The sequence below is a fragment of the Moorena sp. SIO4A5 genome, from assembly GCF_010672005.1.
Classification (GTDB): domain Bacteria; phylum Cyanobacteriota; class Cyanobacteriia; order Cyanobacteriales; family Coleofasciculaceae; genus Moorena.
Window position 1 is genome coordinate 1 of sequence record NZ_JAAHHZ010000399.1, and the last position, 4,384, is coordinate 4,384.

General features: G+C 42.8%; 3 protein-coding genes. 2 read left to right on the forward strand and 1 reads right to left on the reverse strand.

Annotated features, from left to right (window positions below; genetic code table 11):
- The first annotated feature begins 62 nt into the window (after positions 1-62).
- Positions 63-494, forward strand: coding sequence for a DNA-binding protein (locus tag F6K57_RS37800; protein ID WP_071106764.1), 432 nt, complete (start codon positions 63-65; stop codon positions 492-494).
- A gap of 163 nt (positions 495-657) precedes the next feature.
- Here the strand turns inward: F6K57_RS37800 and F6K57_RS37805 are convergent, their stop codons facing one another.
- Positions 658-1,512 (reverse strand): Rpn family recombination-promoting nuclease/putative transposase, encoded by an 855-nt coding sequence (locus F6K57_RS37805; RefSeq protein ID WP_075904044.1) that lies wholly within the window; start codon positions 1,510-1,512, stop codon positions 658-660.
- 680 nt (positions 1,513-2,192) lie between these two features.
- Between F6K57_RS37805 and F6K57_RS37810 the strand changes: the two genes are divergently transcribed.
- Positions 2,193-4,384 (forward strand): SdrD B-like domain-containing protein (locus F6K57_RS37810; RefSeq protein ID WP_293073560.1); only part of this gene is annotated, 2,192 nt, incomplete at its 3' end.

A 4,384-nucleotide genomic window follows, 5' to 3' on the forward strand; every position in this document is an offset into this window, starting at 1 on the left:
TGTCAATTTTTATTTTCTCTCTTATAATAGTATTATAGGAATAGTTAAAGGAGAGTCAACTGATGAACAAGTGTGTTGGTACTACTGAAGCGGCATCTTTATTAGGAATTTCCTCTAGACGATTGCGGCAACTCCTAGAGAAGGGTCGCGTCCGAGGTGCCTATAAAACTGGTAAATTCTGGATTATTCCTCTGTTCAACCATTTGCCACAAATTACCAAAGGTACCCGTGGACCAAAGGGCAAATGGCGTACCAGTCGTCCCCCTGCTTTAGCTAAAATTAATGTCAATCGCAATCACATTGGCTCGAATATGAAGAAAAGTCCCAAAGACCGGAAGCCAGTGATTTCAGTAAAACGAAAGGGCACTAATCTCTACGGCAACGAGGTCGAAATCCTCGGTCCGTGTAAGATTGTCTATCAGCCGGATAATCCACTCGATTGTGGCGCTCGTTTGTGGATCGAAACTTTTAGTGATATTCACTTCATTTCTTGATGCAAAGCGCGAGTGGGGGAAACTCCCTTTGGCACCTCTGCATCGCTGGTGGCAGTTTCCCAGCTATAGCAATCCGATCTGATTCGTAAAATAAATGGGCTGTTTTAAGGTAGAAGGCAGAAGGTAAAAGAGTTTCAGGAGCAATAAATCGCTTCGCGACTATTCAAAAATGCTCAACGTCTTCTTTAGTTAAACCAGTTGTTGCCACGATTAAATTGATATCAATCCCTCTTGCTTTCATAGCTTTGGCTATTTCTGTGGCTTTCTCTGCTCTCCCCTGTAATTTTCCGGCTGCTTCTGCCCCTTCCAGTAGGCTAATTTCATAGCGTTTATTTTCCAGATAGTTCTGATAAGCTACTTTTTCTGGTAAAGGTAAACTCTCAATCCTTAGCTTATCCTTAGCCTCAGCTAATCCTCTGGCTTGGAACTCTTCTTTGATTTCACTATTCTTTAGGAAATAGATCCATTCATCTAAACTGTTTCTGGTTACGTTATCAAACTGGTTGACTCTCAATATATAATATTCGGGAAATATCTGATAGACTTGCTCTAGTTTGAACAACTCCTTCTGTAGGCTGGATAGTCCTAAAGAGTCACGATGATGACGACCTCGGAAATCTAGTTTCCCTTCATAGATGTAATCTTGTCCTTGTCCTAGAGTAAAGTAAACAATATTAATCGAGTAGACTTTTTTGAGTTTACTATAGGGCTCTCCTTTATCTAGATATTGGGTGAGCAGTGTGGAGACACCAAATAGCATTCGATGAAAGTAATCATTTTCGGAACTGTTTTGGACTTCCACGAGCAGTAACTCTCCAGCACTATTGAGGGCTAGAATATCAACTCGATTCAGTTTATTGTCTTCGGTGAGCCGATTACTTTCCCCTTCTAAAATCGATTCAATAGTAATCTCTTCTCCTAGTAATTCGGTGATAAAGCCTTCTAGGACGACATAATTAGCTTTATCCCTCAGCAGTTTTTTGATTGCCCAGTCAAAGCGGATGTGTGTCTTGGCCATGATTAGTAGGGAGTAGGGAGCGGTGCGACCCGTGGCGAATTTAATTCGCCTACGGAAAGCGCACCGAGGGAGTAGTATAGTTGAAAAGCAGTGTTAACTCAAAAATTAATTGATTTTATTATAGATGGGATTGAGTTTATTGATTTTATGAGTAACTCTACCGGTAACACTAGTTGTTGCTTGGTTTAATAATGATGTGGAATTCACGGATATCAACTCCTCCGTAACCTCAAAAAAATTCCGTAATTCTCTCTAGGCAATAACCACATCAATTAGGCAATCCTAGATGAGGAGAGTAGTTTAACTGGGAGGAAAACTCGGATGCCTTCCCGTAGCGTGACAAGCGGCTCAATCGCTTATCTGAGTGCTCAGTGCTGAGTGTTGAGTTATTCGTTATTAATGATTAGGGTTCTACCGAACTGATTTTATGCATAAAATTGCGCTTATTGCCCACTAAGTATTATAGGGCGGGTGATTGATAAAAAAATATTCTTTCAAAAAATCAAACTCCTGTAATATCAGGATTATACTAATTATTTTATAAACGTTTTATATGGCAACTTTTATAGAGCCACGATTAGTTATTTATTCGGTGTTGCTCAACTAAATAATTGATTGATATCAAGACTATTTGGGTCAGTTACCAATTAGCTTTTCTCTTTAATTCATTGCGGCCAGTTATGAAGTCTTTATTCAATTATCTTAAAAAAATCCCACACCATTCCTCAGACTTTTCAGAAGCGTCTGAGGTAAATTTTGCTCCACAGCCTTTAGGCTTTAACCTGATCGGGGTAACTAACCTAGCTCAGGCTACTTTCCCTATCTTGGTGACAGGGTCTGCTTTGCTGGTGGCTACTTCTACTCCAGTAGAAGCACAAAGTGTGACTTATGACAATACCACTAGTGCGGCAATAACATCAAACAGCTGTAGTTCACCAATAGTGCGAACTTTTAACGTTACTGATAACTTTACGGTTCAAGACGTTAATCTGGGATTTAATGCGGATCACACCTGGCGTGGCGATCTTCGAGTCACGTTACAGCATCCGGATAGTACCTCTGTTGATGTAATCAGCAATACTGGCGGCTCGGCAGATGGATTTGATGTTCTTCTAGACAGCAACTCTGGGAATTCCCTAGATGATGGGGACAATGATGATACGGCAGCACCTCTCTATGACCGGACTGTAGCCCCGTCCAATAGTCTTGCTGTTTTTAATGGCAAAACCTCTAATGGTACCTGGACTTTAGAAATTTGCGATAGTGTTGGTGGTGATGAGGGTACTTTTAACAGTGCAAGGCTGGTTTTAGATGGTACAGCTTTGCCTGTTGACTACGGTGATGCTCCTGATAATACCGCCAGCACCGGTAATGGAGATTACCAAACCTTATCCGCTAATAGTGGTCCTACTCACACCATTGACAATACCACCTATTTAGGGGCAGGAGTAACAGCTGATACCGATGGCTTTGGAGATGGCACGGATAATAATAATAACGCTACCGATGATACCGATGATGGGGTTCAAATCAATAGCGCTACTCTCCAGGGACAAAGTCTACCGATAGGGGATAATGTCACTTTAGATATTACTACGGCAGGGTCTGGAGTGCTCAATGCTTGGATTGACTGGAACGCAGATGGAGACTTTGATGATAGTGGTGAGCAAATTGCTACCGATGTTAGTCCTTCTGGCAATGCGATCGCATTAAATGTCACTGTTCCAGCTGGAGCTAGTATTGGTAATACCTATGCCCGTTTCCGGTATAGTTCTGATACTGGCCTTACTCCTACTGGTGCCGCTAGTGATGGTGAAGTAGAGGATTATCAAATTGCGATCGCTGACTCTACACCAACAACTGCCTCTGTAGGGGATAAAGTCTGGGAAGACCTAGATGGTGATGGTATCCAAGATGCTGGAGAGCCTGGGATTCCCAACGCCCTAGTCAATATCTACAAATCTGACAACACCTTTGTTGATGCCACCTTTACAGATAGCAATGGTAACTACAGTTTAACGGACCTTGAGCCAGGGGATTACATCATTGAATTCACCTCCCCTGCTGTGGGCTATAGCTTCACTAGCCAAGATGCTGGGGATGATACCCTAGACAGTGATGCGGATCCAATCACAGGTCGCACCGCTACCTTTACTTTGGCTGCGGGAGACAACAATACCAGTATTGATGCTGGACTTACCCTCAAAGCCAACACTATTGTCGCTTGCGATATCATACCACGCCAGGCTACTAATTGGACTGAAACCCTAAACGTACAAAAATTTGACTCTGCTATGGGTAGCTTGGCAAAGGTGGAGCTAACCCTGAGTACCTTGATTGAACAAGAGTTAATTTACGAGAATACGGTAGACCAGCCAAAAACAATAACCGTCAACCAAGATGGACAAGTCAGTGTCTCCTTGCCTGATACTAACGCCAACTTCACCAGAAATTACAGCCAATCCACCGACTTCAATCTACCACCCGATGATGGTAATCTTGACTTTGGCGGCACTTCCGGTGGCGAGACTCCCACAATTATTGCCTATGAAACCCATACCGAGGAGTACACTAACCTAGCTGATTTCATTAGCTCCTCATCACCAGTGGAAACCGTCAGTATCGAGGTGAATACTACCTCTGCAGCTAGTTTCATTAACTCTGATAACGCTTCTACTGGTTCGACTAGCGAGGCAAGTGTCGGATTGTGTGCTACCTATACCTACAGCATAGTCCCGGAAGAAGCTTCACCAGAAGCCGGAAATATCGTTATCAACGAAGTCCTCTACGCCCAAACTGGCAGGAGTGCTGAGGCTAATGATGAATTCATCGAACTCTATAACTCTTCCGATAATGCTGTAGATATCAGTAA

What these genes read in the sequence shown, in the direction of transcription:
- F6K57_RS37800 (WP_071106764.1), top strand. Translation starts at nt 63, where the DNA reads ATGAACAAGTGTGTTGGTACTACTGAAGCGGCATCTTTATTAGGAATT.
- F6K57_RS37805 (WP_075904044.1), bottom strand. Translation starts at nt 1,512, where the DNA reads ATGGCCAAGACACACATCCGCTTTGACTGGGCAATCAAAAAACTGCTG.